Below are 20,859 nucleotides of genomic sequence, written 5' to 3' on the forward strand. Positions count from 1 at the left end.
TCGAGGACTATCGAATGATGATAAAAAGGAACTCTACTTTTTCTTGGAACAAGAACTTACAAGCGAATGAGTTGAAGAACCTGCTATGATTCAGTATGCATCTGAGAAGACATTAGCAAACGATTGGCTTTTAAAAGAAGAGGATGAACAGTGGAAGGATTTGTAAAAGGTAGTAATGTAGTTGTTTCTTTTCCTTTCTCAGATTTGAGTGCGTCGAAAAGACGACCCGCCCTAGTTCTAGCAAATGCTGAAAATGGAGATTATTTACTCTGCCAGATTACATCAAAGTCTATCAAAGATAAATGGGCTATAGCCCTACCAGAAGATCAAATAATTGAAGGACCTCTTTTTAAAGAGAGCAATATTCTCGCTAATAGAATCTTAACGGCAGACCAAAGAATAATTTTATATAAAGCAGGTTTCGTTGATCCAACTTTCAGAAGAAAGGTCGTGGAACAGATAATTCAATTGATTTCCTAATCGATTCAGAGTCCTACTTCGAGCTGATTTATAACTAGATGGCCATTTGCTACAGAAATCTTTTTTCAATTAAGATGGTAAACTCATAAGCTTAATAAGCTAAGAATTTCACTTTTCTAATTTCGGGTTTTTACTGATTCTACCTTTTGAGCAATAAAATATTCAGGACTCTTGCCAAAGGCAAGAACAATAAAAGCCCAGAATGCAATTCTGGGTGTATAGGAAAAAACATATTATTTCGAGTGTCAAGGTCAGGATCAAAATTAAAAATCAGATCCTGACATATTTTTTATTCTTAATAAATCAACCCCATCTCCTCCAAACCAAATATTTTTTGCTCTAATCGCTAATTTTTTAAAGATTATTCTAAAAAGTTTTGAATACAGTTTGGCTCTTTAAAATATTAATCCTACTTTTGCACCGTCAATATGACATAGAACAATTTTTCGTGCCGTGAATTCCTTACTGTCGCTTGTCGGGATATTTATTAGGACCGAATGGCAGGGAAATTAAGGAAACATCATGGATCAAACACTCAAGTTCTCAGACTTGGGAATTTCTGCGGAAATTCTTAAGTCAGTGGAAGAGATGGGCTATACCCAACCTTCCCCAATTCAATCACAATCAATCCCTTTTATTCTACAAGGTAGAGATGTAATAGGACAGGCTCAAACTGGTACTGGTAAAACAGCAGCTTTCGCCATTCCAATCATCGACTTAGTAGATGCGGACTATAACAAACCGCAGGCGATCATCCTTTGTCCTACTCGTGAACTTGCAGTTCAGGTAGAAGGCGAAATCCAAAAACTTGCTAAATATCATAGACAAATTAATTCTGTAGCAATCTACGGTGGTGAGTCTATCGATCGTCAGATCAGAGTGCTTCGCAAAGGAGTTCAGATCGTAGTTGGTACTCCAGGCCGTGTGCAAGATCACATCAACCGTGGCACATTGAAACTAGATTCAGTGGGCATCCTAGTATTGGATGAAGCTGATGAAATGTTAGATATGGGTTTCAGAGATGATATTGAAGCTATCCTTCAGGAGATGCCAGAAGAAAGACAGACTGTTTTCTTCTCTGCTACGATGGCCAAGCCAATCATGGACTTGACTAGAAAGTATCAGACTAACCCTGAGATCGTAAAAATCGACAAAAAGGAGCTTACAGTTTCTAATATCGAACAAACCTATTACGAGGTCAAAAATCCATTGAAAATGGAATTGATGGCTCGTCTAATGAACGTTCACAACATTAACCTAAGCGTAGTATTTTGTAATACCAAGCGTATGGTAGATGAGGTAACTGAAGGCTTGATCGCTCGAGGAATCGCTGCTGATGCACTTCACGGTGATCTTTCGCAGGCTCAGAGAGATAAAGTAATGGGCAAGTTCCGTAAGGGACATTGCAAAGTTCTTGTTGCAACTGACGTAGCTGCTAGAGGTATTGACGTGGACAATGTAGAGGCTGTATTCAACTACGACCTTCCATTGGACGAAGAATATTACGTACACCGTATCGGTCGTACCGGTCGTGCAGGTAGAGACGGTAAAGCGATCAACTTCGTAACGGGAAGAAGAGATAACTTTAAGATGAGAGATTTGGAGAGATATACCAAAGCTACTATCACGAAGATGTCCCCTCCTTCTGCAGCTGAATTGATCGAGTTGAAAAAAGCTCAATTTGTACAGAACGTAAAAGAGCAAATTCAAAAAGAAGAAGATAACCAAGTATTCGAAGCTACTATCGGACAGATGCTAGCGGAAGGTCTTACAATCGATCAAGTTGCCGTTGGTTTGATGAAAATCGTCATGGGTGACTCTGTTAAGGAAATGAAAGACCAAAACTTCAGTATCGATACGTTTGGTAATGATAGAAGAAGAGAAGGTGGACGTGACGGCGGAAGAGGCGAGCGAGGCGGTCGATTCGAAAGAGGTGAGCGTGGCGAAAGAGGCGGAAGATTTGAAAGAGGAGAAAGAAGCGAAAGAGGCGGCGAGAGAAGAAGAGAATTCGGAAACCGTGAAGGCGGATCTAGAGACGGTGGTAAAAGACCAGAAAGAGTTCGTGAAGCTAACATGACTCGTCTATTCCTCAACCTTGGTAAAAAAGACAGAATCCGTCCAAATGATATCGTAGGTGCGATCGCAGGTGAAACTGGCGTACCAGGACGTAGCATTGGAGGAATCGATATATATGACAACTTCTCCTTCGTGGATGTACCTTCTAAAGACGCGGATCAAGTGATCAACGGCATGAAGAACAACACCATCAAAGGCAAGTCTGTCAGCATGGAAGTTTCAAAAGGTTAATAGGTTATAGGTTTATATGGTACAAAGGCACATTTCTTCATCGAAATGTGCTTTTTTTGTGTCTTAGAAATTCCCCTATGCAGCTCTTTTTTCAAGAAAATATAACTCCCCCATTATTCACTTTGGAACCTGAAGAATCCAAGCATCTTTGCCGGGTGCTTCGCAAAAGACAAGGTGATCATGTGCATGTCACTGATGGAGCGGGTAGGCTTTTCGAATGTGTAATCCTAGAGGCTGATCCAAAAAAAAGCAGCTTAAAAGTGATTCAAACCACCGAAATAGAAGTTGAACCTTTCCACATTCACCTCGCAATCGCTCCTACTAAAAGCCCGGATCGAATGGAATGGATGGTCGAGAAAATCACAGAAATCGGCTTTCATGAACTCACACTTTTGGAAACTATGAACTCCGAAAGAAGCTATTTGAAGACAGATCGCCTGGAGAAAAAGATCATTTCTGCCTGTAAACAAAGTTTGAAATACAGAATCCCAACACTTCATCCGATTTCCAAACTTGATCAAATCCTAGACTCATCGGAATTTGAAGGATTCCAGAAATTCATCGCTTACGTGGATGAAAAACATGAGCATCATATATTTGATACGGCTAAGGCAAATGGAAAATATCTGATTTTAATAGGTCCTGAAGGAGATTTTGATCCGATGGAAATAGAGAAGGCTTTTGCCGCAGGCTTCAAGCCCGTATCGTTGGGACGAGCAAGACTTCGTACTGAAACGGCAGGATTAGCCGCTGTACAGATGCTGCAAACACTAAATCGATAAATTATTCGTTTTTTTCTGGTGGAGTTAAAGTTCTTGTTGAAGAACTTACTGCATTTTCATTAATTTAGAGTCAAAGACCATTTTTACCGTGCCGTACAAAGAGCGAGAAATAGAAAAGAAGTATCATTCCATTGGAGAAGTAGCGCAGATGTTTAAGGTTGCGCCATCGTTGATTCGATATTGGGAGGGTGAATTTGACATTATTCGTCCGAAGAAGGATAGAAAAGGCAATCGTCGCTATACTAAAATTGACATACAAAAAATAAAGTATATCTATCATCTGGTTAAGGAAAAAGGATATACTCTTCAGGGAGCGCAGGAGGTTATCAAAGCAGGAAAAGACCAGGGATTTGATAAGGTTCAGGCGGTTCAGAGACTTCAGGAAATCAAAGATTTTTTAATAAATATCCGGGACGAATTCAATGCAAAATCAGGGTCATGACGAATTAAGATATTTAATAGCCTTATCCCTTGCTCCTAAAATTGGCCCAGGAGTATTTAAAGCCATTATTTCCTATTCAGGTTCAGCCAGTAATTTTTTTACACTTCCAAAAGGCAAAGTTGCCAAAACTCCTAAAGTGGGAGAAAAGCTACTAGCTCTCCGAAATCAGGAAAATGAACTCCTCCGAAAGGCCGATCAACTGATAAACGATTGTGCAAGAAAGCACTATCAAATCCTCACTTCGCTTCACCCGGATTTCCCTCAGCGATTCAAGTCGCAGGAAGACTCTCCCATTGTAATTTTTTGTCAAGGAAAAACTGACTTAAACTTTGAAAGGACTCTTGGAATAGTAGGAACCCGGAGTGCGACAACCTATGGAAAAACTGCTACTCGTAAAATCATCGAGGATTTGGCTATTTATCAGCCTGCTATTATTTCCGGTTTGGCTTATGGAATTGACATCGAAGCACACCGCACAGCTTTAGCACTTGGTTTACCCACGGTTGCGGTGATGGGCTCACCTATCGATCGGATTTACCCGGCAATTCATCGCAAAACTGCCGAGTCAATTATTGAAACAGGCGCGTTGATCAGCGAATATGCGCCGGGAAGTACGATGGTACCAGGTAATTTTCCTGCAAGAAATAGAATTATAGCCAGCCTTTCTGATGCCTTGATCGTCGTCGAAGCCGCCGAAAAAGGCGGAGCGTTGATTACCGCTGAAATTGCTTTCAGTTATGACAAAGATGTCTTCGCTGTACCGGGGAATCTGCAATCTCAATACAGTGAAGGCTGCAACCTGCTGATCAAGAAAATGAAGGCCAATATCTATACTGGTCCAAATGACGTGGCTGAAGCACTTTTTTGGAGCAAACCTGGAGAAGTCAAAACTCAAAAACCTCAGCTAGATTTGAACAATCGTGATGAAGAAGAGATAAGAATCCTAAGACTGATGCAGGAAAAAGGTGAGATAGAAATCGATTCACTCAGTATTTCCACAGAAATCCCACTTGGCCTTCTCTCTTCGAAATTACTGGCTCTGGAATTTGAAGGGATTGTGAAGTCGTTGCCGGGTAAGAAGTATAGGTTGCTGATATAACGTACTTAAGGATTAAAAACAAACCCAGCCAACTTCATCGCCTCGGCGAATTCCGCTTTGTTAAGCTTCAGATCAAATCCTGAGGATTCTAATGTATCAATCATCACCTCAGTAGCCATATTGCCCACCAACTCATCTTTTGCCATCGGGCAACCACCAAATCCTTTAAGCGCCCCGTCAAATCTTCTGCACCCTGCTTTAGCACCTGCACGCACTTTTTCCCCTATATCTTCTACCCTACTATGTAGATGTGCACCAAACTCAATATGAGGAAAAGCAGAAATCTGAAGTCTGAGCAACTTAGTGATTAATTCAGGATCAGCCACTCCAATCGTGTCCGACAGAGAAATGATTTTCACACCCAACTGATCCAATTTCTCCACAAAGCCAGCTACCAACTCTGGAGAATAAGGATCTCCATAAGGATTCCCAAAACCCATACTCAGGTAGGTTACCAAGGTTTTGCCTTTCACCTCACAGAGATTTTGCATCTCTTCTACAGTCGCCAAGGCCTGCTTACTACTCGCATTGGTATTTCTTTGCTGAAAAGTCTCCGAAACTGAAAGAGGAAAACCCAGGAAATCTATCTGAGGAAATTGAAGTGCATCCTCTGCTCCTCTCATGTTCGCCACTATAGCTAAAAGCTTACTTTTTGAATTGTGCAGATCCAGAAGGTCTAACACTTCTGCTGTATCCCGCATCTGAGGAATTGCCTTAGGACTCACAAAACTTCCAAAATCGACAGTATCAAATCCAACTTCCAAGAGTTGATTGATGTAAGCCGCTTTAATCGCGGTATCTATAAATTCGGGAATCCCCTGCATTGCATCCCGTGGACATTCTATCAATTTAATCATAGGCCCAAGTTACCAAAAGATGACTAAGTAGGTCGCAGTTTGCAAGTGGTACTTCCTGCTATTTTTCCCTAAACCTTAGAAAAAGGCGTAATATCCTGGCAAATTACCCAAGTCAAAAATGCACTAATAAGGGAAAAGGTGGGTAAATATTCACATGATTTGGGGAAAAATAGTTTACACTTACAATAAGCCGAATAATCTAAAATCCCTGTTTAAGCCTATCTGAGCCCTATTAGTAATCAAAAATGCTCTATTTATGAAGGTTGGAAACAGTCTTGTTTACTATTAAGAAAATAAACCATCAAATCTTAATTGTTAACCAAACCAATCAAAAAATGAAAACGAAAGCAACATTAGTACTAGGAGCTGTAGTAGCAACCGTAACGTTGTACTCCTGCGACACAAAAAACTATACAGAAGCAGATCGAGTGACTGTAACCAACAATCTGGAGAATTATGTGGATAGCGTAGAAAACGCTGTTAAGATGACACCTGTTCATAATTGGGATATGATCGATGAGCGTTTTGACAGCTTAGAATCTAGAGCTGAAAAAGTTTACGAAGACCTCGATATAGAGGATAATAACATTGAAATGCTGGAAGAGCGCTATGAAGTAGCCGTAAAAAACGCAAAAACGGAAGCTGAGAACTTCGAAAGGACCGCCAAAATGCACATGGACAACGTGGACAATTGGTGGGGAAAAACTTCAGCTGATATGAAGGAAGGCACAAAAGTAATAGCTGCCGATATAGAAGATGCTACCAAAGAAAGCTTGAACTGGCTCGATGAGAATTTCGACAAACTGAGTGATGAAACGAGAAGAAAGTACGAAGAAATCACGATGAACATTCAAAAAGATTAATCAAACCATCCATTCAGAATACAAAATAAGGTCAATTTCTTGGCCTTATTTTTTTTCCAACCCACCAATTAAATACTACCGGCAGTCTAGTTATTGTTTTTTCTGCTGCTCCATTTGTGGTGTAGGGAGTCCATGAATGAGGATAATTTTTGCCGGCTCTCAAAGCTTCTTTTCCAAGAGAAGATCAGCCCGTTATTCTGTTTATCACAAGTATTTATTGATCATAAATCTAGAATATTTCTTTCGCAATTTTATACGTCGTATCTGCTTTGCTCATGGTATAAAAATGAAGTGACGGAACACCTTTTTTCACCAATTCTTTGGACTGCTGAATCGACCATTCTATCCCTACTTCTTTTACTTCCGCGTTGGTTTTACACTTCTCCAGCTCATCCATCAGAGGATCTGGCAAGTCCAGGAAGAAAGTTCGGGGTAACATCGTGATCTGACCCAATGTGGTGATCGGCTTGATACCAGGGATAATTGGTACAGTGATACCAGCAGCACGTACATCATCGACAAACTTGAAATACTTCTCATTGTCAAAAAACATCTGAGTTACAATGTACTCAGCTCCTTTGTTCACTTTTTCCTTCAAGTTCTTTAGATCAAATCTCAAGGATGGAGCCTCAAAGTGCTTCTCAGGATATCCAGCCACTCCCACACAAAAATCTGTTTGGAAGCCAATTTCTGTTTCCTCATGAAGGTATCGACCTTCATTCATCCGTTTGATCTGCTCTACCAGTTCGCTGGCAAATCCGTGTCCATTTTCCTCCGGGATAAATTTGCCTTCAGTTTTGGGTGCATCGCCGCGAAGGGCAAGTACATTCTCCACACCGATAAAATTGAGGTCAATCAGCGCATTTTCTGTTTCTTCTTTGGTAAACCCTCCACAAAGAATATGAGGTACCGCATCCAATTGAAAACGATTCATAATTGCCGCACAAATCCCCACTGTTCCAGGACGCTTTTTGGTGCTGATTTTCTGTAGCAGACCATTTGGATGCTTTTTGTAAATAAACTCTTCTCTATGATAAGTCACATCTACAAATGGAGGCTTGAAATCCATCAAAGGAGCAATCCCTTCGAGTAATTCTTTCAAACTTTGACCTTTCAAAGGAGGTAATATTTCAAAGGAAAAAAGCGTGCTTTTCGCTTGATTCAGGTGTTCAGTTATTTTCATAGGTTTGTTTCTACCAAGGTAAATTGTGGTGTGTAAGCCAAGTTAGGTGAAAGCAGTCGCTCCGCATCACGAAGGGAAATGCCCTTCCTTTCGGCATAGCTGCCTACTTGATCTGCCCCTATTTTTCCCAAACCGAAATACTTACTCTCAGGATTTCCAAAGAAAAATCCCGAAACTGAAGACGTTGGGTACATGGCAAAACTCGAAGTAAGTTCTATTCCAACTTCATTTTCCATATTCAAAAGGCGGGAAATAGTCGCTTTCTCAGAATGCTCGGGACAAGCAGGGTAGCCAGGCGCAGGCCTAATCCCCAAGTACTCTTCCCGTACCAAAGAGTCATTTTCCAAATTCTCATCAGGTGCATAGCCCCAATACTCTTTCCGCACGCGCTCATGAAGGTATTCTGCGGTAGCCTCAGCCAGTCGATCTGCTATGGATTTGAACATGATGTCATTGTAGTCATCTCCTGCTTTCTGGAATTCGGCCAGTTTTGGCTCCATACCTATTCCTGAAGTCACCGCAAAGCAACCTAGGTAATCTTGCTCAGCTGGATGCAGGTAATCAGCCAGAGAACGATTTGGTACACCTTTTCCCTTTTTTCCTTGCTGACGCAAAAAGTGGAAAGTCCCTACCCTATTACCCTTCTCATCGAATACCAATACATCGTCCTCAGCTCTCTGAACTGGATAAAGGCCAAAAACAGCATTTGCAGAAAGCCACTTCTCAGCAATTACTTTATCAAGCATCACATTGGCTTCGTCATAGAGTTTTCTAGCCTCGCCTCCTACCACAGGGTCAGAGAAAATCTTAGGGAATTTCCCGCTCAGCATCCAGGTGCTAAAGAACGGAGTCCAGTCAATGTACTTTCGAACTTCGTTCAAATCCAGCTCTTTTAATACCGTCCTGCCGAGTTTCTTGGGCACAACTGGGGTATAAGAATTCCAATCAATTTCCACCGGGTTAGCTTTAGCCTCCTGATAAGACACTAATTGTTTCACCGATTGCTTAGCCTCGTGGTCCATTCGAAGCTGAGCGTATAGTTCCTTGTATTTCAATCGGTAAGCTTCCTTAGTCTCCTCAGAAATTGCCTCACCTGCTATAGGAACAGACTTACTCGCATCCATCACATGTACTACAGTTCCGCTATAAACAGGGTCTATCTTTACTGCCGTGTGAATTCGCGATGTCGTAGCGCCTCCGATAAGCAATGGTATGTTGATTCCTTGTCGCTCCATCTCAGCAGCGACATTTACCATCTCATCCAAAGAAGGCGTGATCAACCCACTGAGTCCGATAATATCAACTTTATTCTTTACGGCTTCGTCTATGATTTTCTGGGCATCAACCATTACACCTAGATCAATGATTTGGTAGCTATTGCAAGCTAACACTACGCCTACAATATTCTTTCCTATATCATGCACATCACCTTTGACCGTAGCCAAAAGGATTTTTTTCAAAGAGGAAGCTTCCTGACCTTCTTCAGGTAATGGCATGAATGGTTCCAAATAAGCCACAGCTTTTTTCATCACCCGGGCAGATTTCACTACTTGAGGAAGGAACATTTTGCCTTCACCAAAAAGATCACCTACCACGTTCATTCCGTCCATCAAAGGACCTTCAATGACTTTGAGCGGATTGTTCAGCGCTATCCTGGCTTCCTCCGTATCCTCGATGATGTAATCCAAGATCCCCTTTACCAAGGCATGCTCCATACGCTTGGCCACTGGTTGCGAACGCCAAGCCTCATTTACTACTTCCTTTTTATCAGCAGATTTTACCGTTTCAGCAAATTCTAGCATGCGCTCAGTAGCGTCCTCCCTTCTATCAAATAGTACGTCTTCTACACGCTCAAGTAGATCCTTTGGAATATCATCGTAAACCTCCAACATGGTCGGATTCACTATCCCCATATCCATTCCACTTTTGATGGCATGGTAAAGAAATGCGGCATGCATAGCTTCTCTCACAGGATTATTTCCTCTGAATGAAAAACTAACATTACTTACGCCACCGCTGACTTTTGCGCCGGGAAGGTTTGCTTTTATCCATTTGGTAGCATTGAAAAAGTCAAGTGCATTCTTGCGATGCTCATCCATTCCTGTAGCAACAGGGAAAATATTCGGATCAAAGATGATGTCCTGAGGATTGAATTTTACCTGATCTACCAAGATTCTATAACTTCTCTCACAGATCTCAATTCTTCTATCGTAGGTGTCGGCTTGACCTTTTTCATCAAAAGCCATCACCACTACGGCCGCTCCGAATTTCTTGACAGTTTTCGCTTGCTGGATAAATTCCTCTTCTCCGTTTTTCAAAGAAATTGAATTTACAATTCCTTTTCCTTGCACGCATTTCAATCCAGCTACGATAATCTTCCACTTCGAGCTATCGATCATGATTGGAATTCGGGAGATCTCAGGCTCTGAAGCAATCAAGTTCAAAAATTTGACCATCGCAAATTCTCCGTCAAGCATTCCTTCGTCCATACAGACATCTAGAATCTGCGCTCCGCCGCGTACCTGATCTAAGGCAACTTCCAGCGCTTCATCGTAATTTCCATTCAAAATCAAGCGTGCAAATTTCTTCGAACCTGTGATGTTGGTTCGCTCGCCTATGTTGACAAAATTGATCTCGGGGGTAAAAACCAGCGGCTCTAAGCCGGATAGTTTCATGTAATTAGTTCTTGCCATCTTCTCAGTCCAACGTTTCTTCTAATTCTTCTTGTAATTTTCTAGGCTGAAAATTGGCAGCCATATGTGCCAATGCAGAGATATGCTCTGGCGTAGTTCCACAGCAGCCTCCTAGGATATTCAGCATTCCTTCTTTCAAAAAATCCCTGACCTGGTCAGCCATTTCATTTGCTCCTTGGTCATATTGTCCAAACTCGTTTGGCAAACCTGCATTCGGATAGGCACTCACATGAAAGGGTGATTTATTAGCTAAAACCTTCAAATAAGGTCGCAATTCCTTTGCTCCCAAAGCACAATTCAATCCCACGGAAAGTAAAGGCACGTGAGAAATTGAAATCAAAAAGGCTTCAGTAGTCTGACCTGAAAGAGTACGACCTGATGCATCGGTAATCGTGCCCGAAATCATAATTGGAATACCACCCTCCTTTGGATCCAAAGGAATATTTCTCTCTTCATATACATCCTGAATGGCATAAAGAGCCGCTTTGGCATTCAGCGTGTCAAAAATCGTCTCAACTAAAATAATATCAACACCACCGTCCAGCAAACCTCTCACTTGCTCTGCATAGGCATCTGCCAGCTGGTCAAACGTGATCGCGCGATAGCCCGGGTCATTCACATCTGGAGAAAGAGAAGCAGTTCTATTGGTCGGGCCGATTGCTCCTGCTACAAAGCGAGGTTTGTCAGGGTTTTTCGAAGTGAATTCATCCGCTACTTCTCTTGCTAGTTTGGCTGATTCCAAATTGATCTCATATGCCAAATGGGAAAGGTCATAATCTGCCTGTGCTATAGTCGTGGCAGAGAAAGTATTTGTCTCGATAATATCTGCCCCGGCTTTAAAATACTCCGCATGAATATCCTTGATGATTTGAGGTTTACTGAGCGACAACAGGTCATTATTTCCTTTGAGTGACTTGGGATGGCTAGCCAATGCTGGGGTGCGAAAATCTTCCTCGGTCAATGAATACCTTTGAATCATAGTACCCATGGCACCATCAAGTATCAAAATACGCCGTGAAAGTTGTTGAAGTAGTGATTCCGTTCTGTTTTGCATAATTCTTTTCTCAAAAGCTTATCGAGCAAAACACGGATAAAAGTACTGGTACTTTGTCCGCTCATCTGTTCCCGATTAAAATCGAGATGGGAGTTAGCACCTTTGATTAAAGGTTGCTAAGACGTCATAGGGCCCTTCCCTCGGTCTTTCTCGATAAGCTGCCCAAAGTTAATAGCATTTTGATAATAAAACAGGAGAATTACCTAAAAGGACTTAGCTAATGACGAATTAAATTGTCAAAAGAGCAATATCACGGCCTAACTCCAACCCCAAATCTTAGGTATGGACCAGCCATAAATTCTGTCATACTCAAATCCCCTAACTTGTACTTGCCTAATGGAACTTCGTAGCCGGCAGCTGCTGTGAATACCAAATCAAAAAGTTTGCGCTTGGTCATAGGCAACCCATACTCAGCAAATACCTCTGGTTTTATCATTAGACCACTATTTTTCAAATAACCATCGTAGTATCGCTGTTCGAAAAGCTCAGGGAAATCCGGCTTGTCATTAGTCAAAAGTGAGTAGCGAATATTACCATAACCCAAGCCAGCCAAAGCGCCCAATCCAAAATTTCTAAATTCAATCAAATTGAATCCCACATTTCCATATACTCTCAAACTATTGAGGGAATGATCTTTCTCACTAGTGGCATCACCTTTCAAAGCTAAATTGTACAACTCAGCACCGTAGAGTATTCTTTCTGTATTTCCAAGAATCCTTAGCCCCCAGTTGGAAGGCATTCCTTCCAATGGGTTGAGCCCAGCTTTTTCTAATTCAGCATTGAACTCATCTGCATTGGTGAAGTGAATTCCACGAATAATCGAAACACCAATACTTGCATCCTTATAAAAGAAGTTGCGATCTGGAAGGGAAATACCCGCTCCAATTCTTACAAAAGCTCCACTTTGTGTATTGTCAAAATTAATCCCATTCATCTCCCATTTGCCTTGCAAGGGGCTAAAGGAATAGCCTAATTTGGAGATGATTTGTATAGCCTCAGGTCTGTTAGGCAAATCAAAATCATAGCTTAACTGAAAACCAATCTCTGTTAAGAAATTCCCATAATTAAAAGTACCCTTTTGGATATCCTTTTTCCTAAGTACAAATCCTTGCTCGGGATTTGCCAAAAAGAAAGCTAAATCTTCTGGACGATCCGTTGGAATCATCTGAAAATTCAAAAAACCCACCCCCAAAGACATGTAGTGGATCAATTGAAAGCGAGACTCTTCGGTAAAAGCATATCCAATATTCAATAATGCGCGTGAGGTTCTATAATTCATAGAAAAATCATCGAACTCGCTCACTCCTCCTCGATTGTGCAATACATCTAACCCTAGAACGAAATCATTTATTCTAGCTTGATATCCCAGTCCAATAGTCCTATATCTATTCCTTATACCAGATAATCCTCGCTCCGCAAGCATGTTGTCAAACTGGTTAAGTTTACCTCCAGAGGTTCCTACCAAGGCATAAAAGGTTGATCGCTTGGTCAGTAACTGTTGAGCCCGAAGCTCAATGGTGCTTAAAAAGAAAAATAACAGTAGTAAAACTCTATAAAAAAAAGGCATTGAATAGTCGATTTGTATTTAGCTGGGCAATCCTTTCCCTGACAGGCAAAATTAATGCTAAACCTACCTCAATCCTCTTCTTTCCAATTCAAATATTCTGTCAACTTAGTATAAAGACCGTCCGGTGAAAAGGGTTTTTCTATAAAATCATTGATTCCTGACTCCATCATTTCATCTTTTATTTCATGAAAAGATGTGGCAGAGAGTATTAATATCGGAGTTTTATTTTTAGAAGAGTCCTCATGCTGACGAATTCTTCTAGCCACTTCAAATCCATCCATCTCCGGCATTTGAATATCTAAAAGTATTAGGTCAAATTGTCCTTCTTCGAACCTAATAATGGCTTCTTGACCGTCTGAGGCGATAACAAGATTACCAACTTGCCATTTATTAAGGAATTTTTTGATCAAAATCTGATTGACCAGATTATCCTCTGCCACCAAAATGGCGGCTTGTTGAAGAGATTTAGTATTGGGCTCTAGCTCTTTTGATTGAGCATAGCTAGTTTTTTCCACACAGATAAAGTTCAACGTAAAATCAAAAATAGTTCCTACACCGGGACTAGAAGTTACTTGGATTTTAGATTCGTGAAGTTCTACTAATCTTTTCACAATTGCTAATCCCAAGCCCGTTCCTCCAAATTTACGAGTAGTGGAAGATGAAGCTTGCGTGAAAGCTTCAAAAATAGAACTCATCTTATCCTTAGGAATTCCTATGCCTGTATCCTCAATTTTAAAGTTTATTTGACAGGCTTCTCCATGCAAAGCCACCTGCTTTAAAATAACTTTCACGTGACCTTTAGCAGTAAATTTGATTGCATTAGAAAGCAAATTGTTAAGCATCTGACTGATCCTCACCGAATCTCCCTTCAACCTGTGAGGAATTTCACCGTCGATTTCTGTAGAGATAAATAATCCTTTCTCTTTAGCCTGAAAACTGTAAGAGTGGACTATCCGATTGACTATTTCTCTCAGATCAAGGGAAGCTTGTTCCAACTCAATCTTGCCAGATTCAATTTTTGTAAAATCTAGAATATCATTGATTAGCTCCATTAGATTCTCGGCAGAAAATTGCAAAGTCTTCAGGTTTTCCATTTGATCTGGACGAGGATTATCATCCATCAGCAAATGCGCCAATCCGATCACAGCATTCATAGGAGTTCTGATCTCATGACTCATGATCGAAAGAAATTGGGATTTGGCCATGGAAGCCTGCTCTGCCTTTTCCTTCGCATGAAAGAGATCCTTTTGAATTTGTTTTAGCTCAGTAATATCTCTGGCTACCCCAATATAAAGCCTCCTATTGGTCTCCCTTTCCAACACCATTCGTCCATTAGACCCAAAAACTCTATACTCCCCATTGATATGCTTAATTCGGAATTCCAGGTATTGGTTTTCTGCCAAAAAATCATTGACATCTCCAACTACAGATTGGAATGCATCCAAATCTTCGGGATTGAGGTAGTCTATAATACTTGTGCCGATCACCGCCTCTGCTTCATAGCCGACAAATTGGTTGATGTTTGGGGAGATATAGTCAATATTAAGGGTGTCAGAAAGTGAAAAAATAATTTCCGTCGATTCTTCTACTAGCGTTCTGTATTTTTCTTCAGACCTCAAGTAGCCTTCTTTAGGTATTGACTTCTGATTGCTGTTTTCACTAACTTTTTTCACTCCATGGCCTAGGACTATCAAAAACCTATCGGAATAACTAGAAGGAAGATTTGTGAAGGTCCACTCATAGTAATAGCTATCGGATATTTTAGGCTTCAATTGTGGTATCTCAGTAGTCATCGGCACCGCACCTGATTCAAAGAATCCATCGAGTGATTTCACCAATTCCGAATCTTCGACTACCTCGCGCCAAACCTCTGAAATTGACTTAAAATTATTTTTGAAATAGGAGTTAAAAAATAAGATCTCCTCAGAATCAAATATCAATAAAGGACTCTGGATTTCATTAAAAACATCAGAAATGTCAAATTGATTAAATCTAATCATAGTACGCTTATCAAGAAATCTTTGATTCCAAGAATCGTGGATGGGTAAATCAATAATCCAATATCATTAAAATTTCCAATGAAAAATAATTAGTTACCATATCAAATTAAGCTAAGTCTAGTTTAATTAAAATCTACTTGGTTAATTAGGGAAGCCCAAAGGGCTACTTACGCATATTTCAATAAAATCTAAAATCAGATAAAACGTAAACTACAAGCTTATTACTATGATCGTAACCACCACTAACACACTTGATGGATTCAGTGTGGAACAGTACCTGGGAATTGTATCTGGGGAAACCATTATCGGAGCAAACGTATTTAAAGACTTTTTCGCCAGTATCACTGACATCGTAGGAGGAAGATCCTCAGCTTATGAGCGGGTACTCAGAGAAGCGAAAGCTACTGCAATGGCCGAAATGGAGATGCAGGCTAGAGCCTTTGGAGCCAATGCAATAATTGGAATTGACCTGGACTACGAAACTATACGGGACGGAATGCTCATGGTCACCGCGAGCGGTACGGCTGTGAAAGTAGTAAAACACTAAACCGAAAGTCCTGAGAAATCAGGACTTTTTTAGTTGGTCTAGTACTTTTGGAGCTGAAGTTTTTTTACAGAAATAATCCCCTACGATTACATTCGGCGCAGTTTTGCACATATCCATGCATTTTGTTTTGATGAATTTGCAGCTTCCTTTCAAGTCACCTTCATCAGTCAAACCCTTCAGGTCCTTGGACAGCTTTTTGGCTCCAGCCTTTTTACAGTCAGATCCGGTACAGATAAAAACTAATTTTCTGACATGTTTCATTAGCCCACAGAGATTGCTTGCATCATCAATCCACAAAGATAGGCTCCATAAGTTCCTGCGGCATATCCCAGCACTGCCAGCAAAACTCCCACGGGCGCTAGAGACGCATCAAAAGCTGCTGCTACAATTGGTGCTGATGCTGCCCCACCTACATTGGCCTGAGATCCAACTGCCACATAAAAAAACGGAGCTTTGATCAAATAGGCCACGATTAACATGATCAAAATATGGAAAAACATCCAGACAATTCCGACTACAAACAAAAGTGGATTGTCCAATACTGCTCCCAAATCCATCTGCATACCTATAGTAGCAATCAGCACATACAGCAGCGTGCTCCCCATTCGAGATGCTCCTGCACCTTCTAGCTTTCTAGCTTTGGTGAATGAAAGCATTAGACCAGCCGTAGTGGCAATCACTACGATCCAGAAAAAGGCTGAATCTAGAGAGAATTGCTTCAAATTGGGATAGTTTTCTCCTATGTATGGAGCTATGTAATCAGCCAAAAGGTGCGCAAATCCAGTGACACCAAACCCTACACCTAAAATAATCATCGTATCTGAAAGTGTTGGAATTCGCATCAATCCTTTTCTGAATTCTTCTATTTTATCTCGAAGCTCGTAGATTTTAGTACTATCCGCTTTGAACAAGGAATCAATTTTCTCCGGCTTGGCAGCCCAATAGAGCAACACTGCCATCCAGAGATTTGCTACGAGCACATCCACTGCGATCATTTGGCTGAAAAGCGCCGGACTTGGCCCGAAAACCTCCAACATAGCAGTCTGATTAGCACCGCCTCCAATCCATGATCCCGCGATGGTCGATAGTCCTCGCCATACCTCATCAGGACCACTACCTCCCAGTAAGTCTGGAAATAATGTACCCACCGTCAGCAATGCCAACGGCCCACCCAGCATGATCCCAAGGGTTCCTGCCAAAAACATCGTCAACGCCTTTGGTCCTAATTTTAAAATTCCTTTGATATCAATACTAATCGTGAATAGCACTAAAGATGCCGGTAGCAAATACCTACTGGCAACCTTATAAAGAGAAGAACTCTCCCCCGAAATCAGTCCGAATGAATTGGCTAGCGCAGGAATAAAATAGCAGAGCAAAACAGTAGGAACTACCCCGTAGAATTTTTTCCAAAAGGGTTTTTCGCTTGATGAGGAAACAAAAATCAGCGCAAGTATGGCCATCAACAGTCCAAAGACCACTGCATCATTAGTCAGTAAAGGGGTATGTTCTTCCATGAATTCTAGATCATTCGATTACAACAATACCAACAAAAGACCGAAAAGCCCAAAGCCTAAGTCCTGCCGTTTTCCAAAATCTGCAATAATTCACTAATAATCATCGCGGTAGCTCCCCAGACCATTTCTCTGTCCACTTCAAAATATGGCGTATCCAGTCGAAAATTATCACTGAACTCTAAAATTTTCTGTTTGCGTAAGCTGGGCTCATACAGTGTACTGACTGCAGCTTGAATGATCCTGGCAACCTCTTTTTCCTCAGGAACAAAGTCCGGGATTACCTCAGAATACCCCAAAACTGGTGTCACTAGAAAATTACTCGTGGGAATAAATAGATCACTCATACGGCCAATCAAATTCACTTGCTCAGGTAAAATCCCAACCTCTTCCCAAGCTTCCCTGAGTGCTGTGTCTATTTCATCCACATCGTCAACCTCCATTTTTCCTCCCGGAAAGGCGATCTGCCCACTATGGACTCCAGGGTATTCAGGTCTTTTGATAAGAGGGAAAAAAGCTTTGTCTTCCTTCGGAAAAAGCAAAATCAATACAGAGCCTTTTCGGTGATTTGGCGGGAGATTGGAGTCAAATCTTCTGCTATCCACAGGATGTGGCGACATGGAAAGCTGCGCTGCTTTGCCTGGAAGAGGGTGTTTCATTCCTTTTACTAGCAAATCCAGTACGCTCTTGAAATCCATATTAGCCCAAATCTACCTGCTTGATTTTAGCATTGATATAAGACTGCGGCTCATAATTCTGGGAAACTTTGGAAAAACGAAATTGCTTCAACTCGTGATCTTCCACATTAATCAGCCAGGCCATAGGTCTATAACCAACTTCTTCCTGAAAAAATCCAAAGACTAAAAATTCCTGTTCATTTAGCCACATTCCATCCTCGAACATTCCCGAAGGCCCCATAAAGAGCAGACGCTCCTTCATCCCGTCTTCCCGATACCACACGACTTCTGAGTCGGGATTCAGGAAGGGTTCATCTAAAGCATCCTGTGCCTCCACTTTATAACTGTAAATATCTATCGTTCCATTGCCTGCCGGATGAGGAAATTGGTAAGGAAAAAGCGGATCATCTTTTAGAATCGGGTTTCGTTCGGGCATTTCCATCGGATTGATAGAATCAGTCATCATTAGCTCAAATTGCTCTGGACCTAACTCTCCCAGTTCATTGCTCCAGTGTGAATGCCAATTCTTTATTTGTGACAACCCTTCACCTATTTGCGCTTTACTTCGGTTTAACTCTTCTTCATCAATCGAAACAGTCTCTGAAACCTCTTCTTCACTTTTTCCCTTTGGATCACATGCAAAAAATAGAAAACCAGCAGCAACCACCGAAGCCAAGGTTTTAGAAGTAAATAAGGGAATCCTCATGTAGTTTTTATTTGAGAAGGTTAAGCTAAGTCTTGACAACCGAAAAACAAAAAAGGTTGAGACATTGTCCCAACCTTTTCCTGCTCTCAAACCTATTAAACCTATTGTAGATATTCGTTTATGAATACCTGCGAAAATTAGAAAATGTTTTCGCATACTCCAAACAATCGATTGCGAAAGATTTTCGAAATTTTATTTCCTCAGAGTACAGAGAAGATAAACCTCTAGAAATCAATGTATTTTAATTCTAGTGCATGATGATTTTTTTTGACTCAAATTTTAGCTTTTCTTTAAGTTCGAATGAATTACAATTTATGGCTGCAGACCTAGCAATTTTACTCGCACAGAAAATTCAAAATGGCTTCATCACCTACATGGAGCTATTTAATACTTACACCCGTCTTGCACCCAAGTATTTCAGCGAAAAAGCCTGGCTCGCAACACACCTCAACCATAAACAAAGACTTAGGCTCTATAAGGACTTACTATTCCCATTAGCGGCCGAATGCTCTCACATCCTCGGCAACAGAAATGCTGATGCGGAGAGCTGGAAAAAAATCAAAAGTGAATACCAATCGCTGATTTCAAAGAGACCGGATATTGAATTAGCCGAAACATTCTTCAACTCGGTGATAAGAAAAGCCTATCCAAAAATGACCATCGATGAAGAGCTAATGTTTGTCATGGAAGGCTTTGATTCCTGTGTGGTCACAGCTTCGGAGGAATTAGTAAGAACCTACCCTTCATTTTTGGGGCTGGAGCAAAACATACGGCAGATCCTGGATGATTACGATTTTGGAGCACCTTTTATGGACAAAGAGCAAGACATAAAGTTCCTAATAGCTAGTGTCAAAAAAGTAATTCTAACGAGGTACAGAGTCGGGCCAGAAACAAAAACACAAATTCTAAAATCTGTCTTTTATAGAAACAAGGCGGCATATTTGATTGGACGGACTTTTTTAGGTCATAAATGGATGCCCTTCATCATTCCAGTGGTAAATGGGGAAAAAGGTGTATTTGTGGATACGTTGATTTTTGACCCAAACCTAATGAGTAGCATGTTCAGCTTCACTCGTTCGTACTTTTTGGTGGAAGCTGAAGTTCCTTCTCAGGTGGTCAGCTTCCTGAGTTCCGTGATACCTCAAAAGAAAATCCATGAACTCTACAATGCAATTGGATTCAACAAGCATGGAAAAACCCTTTTTTACCGGGATTTTCTTCATCATCTAGATGCCAGTAAGGATTCGTTTGAAGTTGCGGCGGGGATCAAGGGCATGGTAATGACGGTGTTTACACTACCTTCCTTGAATATAGTATTCAAGTTGATAAAGGATCATTTTGAACCTCCCAAAAACATGACCCGACAGGAGGTACGGGAAAAATACAAACTAGTGTCGCTCCATGACCGCGTGGGAAGGATGGCCGATACTCATGAGTTTGAATACTTCAGAATTCCTATCGACCGAATCAGTTCAGACTTGATGGTTGAACTTAGAAAAACCTGTAACTCTCTTCTCAAGATCACTGATTCACACCTAATTATTAAGCATTTATACACTGAGAGAAGAATGGAACCTTTAAACATCTTCTTGGGACACTGTAGTACGGAAGATGGGATAAAAGCCGTGGAAGACTATGGCCGAGCTATACTCCAGCTGGCTCAGGCAAATATTTTCCCTGGTGACATGATGACCAAAAACTTTGGGCTTACCCGGCAAAAGCGAGTGATATTTTATGACTACGATGAGATCGAATTTTTGACTGATATGAATTTCAGGGAAAAGCCAAAAGCTGAAACTTACGAGCAAATCTATGCGCCTGAGCCTTGGTATTCCATAGCCAAAAACGATGTGTTCCCTGAAGATTTCAAACGGTGGATGATTGGTAGAAATGACCTCAAAGAGCACTTTCTCTCTTATCACCATGACTTATTTGATCCGAAATATTGGCAGGAGGTGCAGGGGAAAATCAAAAATGGTGAGCTCATACATGCATTCCCCTACCCCAACGAGATTAGGTTCAGGCCTACGGAAATGATTTAGCACCTTATTCGATTTGTAATGCTTTTTTGATAATTCTTCACGCTAATCT

At 41.1% G+C, this 20,859-nt stretch carries 18 protein-coding genes and 1 riboswitch; of the genes, 8 read left to right on the forward strand and 10 right to left on the reverse strand.

The genetic code is table 11. From position 1 onward, the window contains the following. Positions 1 to 150: 150 nt before the first annotated feature. The 5 genes from ABJH64_RS01470 (at position 151) to dprA (ending at position 5,110) form a co-directional block, all read left to right on the forward strand. On the forward strand, positions 151 to 480 hold the full coding sequence (locus tag ABJH64_RS01470) for a type II toxin-antitoxin system PemK/MazF family toxin (protein ID WP_348276796.1): 330 nt from the start codon (positions 151 to 153) through the stop codon (positions 478 to 480). Between the two features lie 522 nt (positions 481 to 1,002). Further along, positions 1,003 to 2,787, forward strand: coding sequence for a DEAD/DEAH box helicase (locus ABJH64_RS01475; protein ID WP_348276795.1), 1,785 nt, complete (start codon positions 1,003 to 1,005; stop codon positions 2,785 to 2,787). A 77-nt stretch (positions 2,788 to 2,864) separates the two neighbouring features. Next, positions 2,865 to 3,569: an RsmE family RNA methyltransferase gene (locus ABJH64_RS01480; RefSeq protein WP_348276794.1), complete on the forward strand. Its 705-nt coding sequence runs from the start codon at positions 2,865 to 2,867 to the stop codon at positions 3,567 to 3,569. 88 nt (positions 3,570 to 3,657) lie between these two features. Further along, positions 3,658 to 4,011 carry a MerR family transcriptional regulator gene (locus ABJH64_RS01485; RefSeq protein WP_348276793.1) on the forward strand — a complete coding sequence of 118 codons (354 nt, stop codon included), beginning with the start codon at positions 3,658 to 3,660 and terminating at the stop codon, positions 4,009 to 4,011. Further along, entirely contained in the window at positions 3,992 to 5,110 is a 1,119-nt protein-coding gene (dprA, locus tag ABJH64_RS01490) for a DNA-processing protein DprA (RefSeq protein WP_348276792.1), read from the forward strand. The genes ABJH64_RS01485 and dprA overlap by 20 nt, the downstream gene beginning before the upstream one ends. A gap of 5 nt (positions 5,111 to 5,115) precedes the next feature. Here dprA and ABJH64_RS01495 read toward each other — a convergent pair whose 3' ends face one another. After that, a complete protein-coding gene (locus ABJH64_RS01495; protein WP_348276791.1) occupies positions 5,116 to 5,967 on the reverse strand; it encodes a hydroxymethylglutaryl-CoA lyase in 852 nt (283 codons plus the stop codon). Positions 5,968 to 6,302: 335 nt separating this feature from the next. Here ABJH64_RS01495 and ABJH64_RS01500 point away from each other — a divergent pair, with 335 nt between their 5' ends. Then, positions 6,303 to 6,830, forward strand: coding sequence for a hypothetical protein (locus ABJH64_RS01500; protein ID WP_348276790.1), 528 nt, complete (start codon positions 6,303 to 6,305; stop codon positions 6,828 to 6,830). Positions 6,831 to 7,059: 229 nt separating this feature from the next. Here ABJH64_RS01500 and metF read toward each other — a convergent pair whose 3' ends face one another. The 5 genes from metF to ABJH64_RS01525 form a co-directional block, all read right to left on the reverse strand. Beyond that, positions 7,060 to 8,013 carry a methylenetetrahydrofolate reductase [NAD(P)H] gene (gene metF / locus ABJH64_RS01505; RefSeq protein WP_348276789.1) on the reverse strand — a complete coding sequence of 318 codons (954 nt, stop codon included), beginning with the start codon at positions 8,011 to 8,013 and terminating at the stop codon, positions 7,060 to 7,062. Continuing rightward, positions 8,010 to 10,706, reverse strand: a complete 2,697-nt coding sequence (gene metH, locus ABJH64_RS01510; protein WP_348276788.1) for a methionine synthase — start codon at positions 10,704 to 10,706, stop codon at positions 8,010 to 8,012. The genes metF and metH overlap by 4 nt, the downstream gene beginning before the upstream one ends. A gap of 4 nt (positions 10,707 to 10,710) precedes the next feature. Then, on the reverse strand, positions 10,711 to 11,760 hold the full coding sequence (locus ABJH64_RS01515) for a homocysteine S-methyltransferase family protein (protein WP_348276787.1): 1,050 nt from the start codon (positions 11,758 to 11,760) through the stop codon (positions 10,711 to 10,713). Positions 11,761 to 11,818: 58 nt separating this feature from the next. Next, positions 11,819 to 11,920: riboswitch (SAM riboswitch) on the reverse strand. Between the two features lie 90 nt (positions 11,921 to 12,010). Then, the gene (locus tag ABJH64_RS01520) at positions 12,011 to 13,327 is read right to left on the reverse strand and encodes a hypothetical protein (RefSeq protein ID WP_348276786.1); all 1,317 of its coding nucleotides are present in this window, start codon (positions 13,325 to 13,327) and stop codon (positions 12,011 to 12,013) included. Positions 13,328 to 13,395: 68 nt separating this feature from the next. Further along, a complete protein-coding gene (locus ABJH64_RS01525; RefSeq protein WP_348276785.1) occupies positions 13,396 to 15,327 on the reverse strand; it encodes an ATP-binding protein in 1,932 nt (643 codons plus the stop codon). A 226-nt stretch (positions 15,328 to 15,553) separates the two neighbouring features. Between ABJH64_RS01525 and ABJH64_RS01530 the strand changes: the two genes are divergently transcribed. Then, the gene (locus ABJH64_RS01530; protein ID WP_348276784.1) at positions 15,554 to 15,874 is read left to right on the forward strand and encodes a YbjQ family protein; all 321 of its coding nucleotides are present in this window, start codon (positions 15,554 to 15,556) and stop codon (positions 15,872 to 15,874) included. 18 nt (positions 15,875 to 15,892) lie between these two features. Here the strand turns inward: ABJH64_RS01530 and ABJH64_RS01535 are convergent, their stop codons facing one another. Genes ABJH64_RS01535 through ABJH64_RS01550 form a run of 4 tightly spaced genes read right to left on the reverse strand, consistent with a single transcriptional unit; the run spans position 15,893 to position 18,768 of the window. Further along, positions 15,893 to 16,135, reverse strand: a complete 243-nt coding sequence (locus ABJH64_RS01535; protein WP_348276783.1) for a (2Fe-2S) ferredoxin domain-containing protein — start codon at positions 16,133 to 16,135, stop codon at positions 15,893 to 15,895. After that, on the reverse strand, positions 16,135 to 17,388 hold the full coding sequence (locus tag ABJH64_RS01540; protein WP_348276782.1) for a DUF819 family protein: 1,254 nt from the start codon (positions 17,386 to 17,388) through the stop codon (positions 16,135 to 16,137). Before ABJH64_RS01540 ends, ABJH64_RS01535 begins: the two co-directional genes overlap by 1 nt. Before the next feature lie 56 nt (positions 17,389 to 17,444). Then, positions 17,445 to 18,083, reverse strand: a complete 639-nt coding sequence (locus tag ABJH64_RS01545; RefSeq protein WP_348276781.1) for a CoA pyrophosphatase — start codon at positions 18,081 to 18,083, stop codon at positions 17,445 to 17,447. Between the two features lies 1 nt (position 18,084). Then, entirely contained in the window at positions 18,085 to 18,768 is a 684-nt protein-coding gene (locus ABJH64_RS01550) for a hypothetical protein (protein WP_348276780.1), read from the reverse strand. Between the two features lie 314 nt (positions 18,769 to 19,082). On the opposite strand from ABJH64_RS01550, the gene aceK reads away from it, so the two are divergent. Then, a complete protein-coding gene (gene aceK / locus ABJH64_RS01555; RefSeq protein ID WP_348276779.1) occupies positions 19,083 to 20,810 on the forward strand; it encodes a bifunctional isocitrate dehydrogenase kinase/phosphatase in 1,728 nt (575 codons plus the stop codon). The last annotated feature ends 49 nt before the right edge of the window (positions 20,811 to 20,859 follow it).

Origin of the sequence: Algoriphagus sp. (genome assembly GCF_039969895.1) — a bacterium.
Taxonomy (GTDB): domain Bacteria; phylum Bacteroidota; class Bacteroidia; order Cytophagales; family Cyclobacteriaceae; genus Algoriphagus.

Bases quoted from the DNA above. Each gene is read 5' to 3' on its own strand.
- ABJH64_RS01475 (WP_348276795.1), top strand. From the start codon at position 1,003: ATGGATCAAACACTCAAGTTCTCAGACTTGGGAATTTCTGCGGAAATT.
- ABJH64_RS01480 (WP_348276794.1), top strand. From the start codon at position 2,865: ATGCAGCTCTTTTTTCAAGAAAATATAACTCCCCCATTATTCACTTTG.
- dprA (WP_348276792.1), top strand. From the start codon at position 3,992: ATGCAAAATCAGGGTCATGACGAATTAAGATATTTAATAGCCTTATCC.
- ABJH64_RS01495 (WP_348276791.1), bottom strand. From the start codon at position 5,967: ATGATTAAATTGATAGAATGTCCACGGGATGCAATGCAGGGGATTCCC.
- ABJH64_RS01500 (WP_348276790.1), top strand. From the start codon at position 6,303: ATGAAAACGAAAGCAACATTAGTACTAGGAGCTGTAGTAGCAACCGTA.
- metF (WP_348276789.1), bottom strand. From the start codon at position 8,013: ATGAAAATAACTGAACACCTGAATCAAGCGAAAAGCACGCTTTTTTCC.
- metH (WP_348276788.1), bottom strand. From the start codon at position 10,706: ATGGCAAGAACTAATTACATGAAACTATCCGGCTTAGAGCCGCTGGTT.
- ABJH64_RS01515 (WP_348276787.1), bottom strand. From the start codon at position 11,760: ATGCAAAACAGAACGGAATCACTACTTCAACAACTTTCACGGCGTATT.
- ABJH64_RS01520 (WP_348276786.1), bottom strand. From the start codon at position 13,327: ATGCCTTTTTTTTATAGAGTTTTACTACTGTTATTTTTCTTTTTAAGC.
- ABJH64_RS01525 (WP_348276785.1), bottom strand. From the start codon at position 15,327: ATGATTAGATTTAATCAATTTGACATTTCTGATGTTTTTAATGAAATC.
- ABJH64_RS01530 (WP_348276784.1), top strand. From the start codon at position 15,554: ATGATCGTAACCACCACTAACACACTTGATGGATTCAGTGTGGAACAG.
- ABJH64_RS01535 (WP_348276783.1), bottom strand. From the start codon at position 16,135: ATGAAACATGTCAGAAAATTAGTTTTTATCTGTACCGGATCTGACTGT.
- ABJH64_RS01540 (WP_348276782.1), bottom strand. From the start codon at position 17,388: ATGGAAGAACATACCCCTTTACTGACTAATGATGCAGTGGTCTTTGGA.
- ABJH64_RS01545 (WP_348276781.1), bottom strand. From the start codon at position 18,083: ATGGATTTCAAGAGCGTACTGGATTTGCTAGTAAAAGGAATGAAACAC.
- ABJH64_RS01550 (WP_348276780.1), bottom strand. From the start codon at position 18,768: ATGAGGATTCCCTTATTTACTTCTAAAACCTTGGCTTCGGTGGTTGCT.
- aceK (WP_348276779.1), top strand. From the start codon at position 19,083: ATGGCTGCAGACCTAGCAATTTTACTCGCACAGAAAATTCAAAATGGC.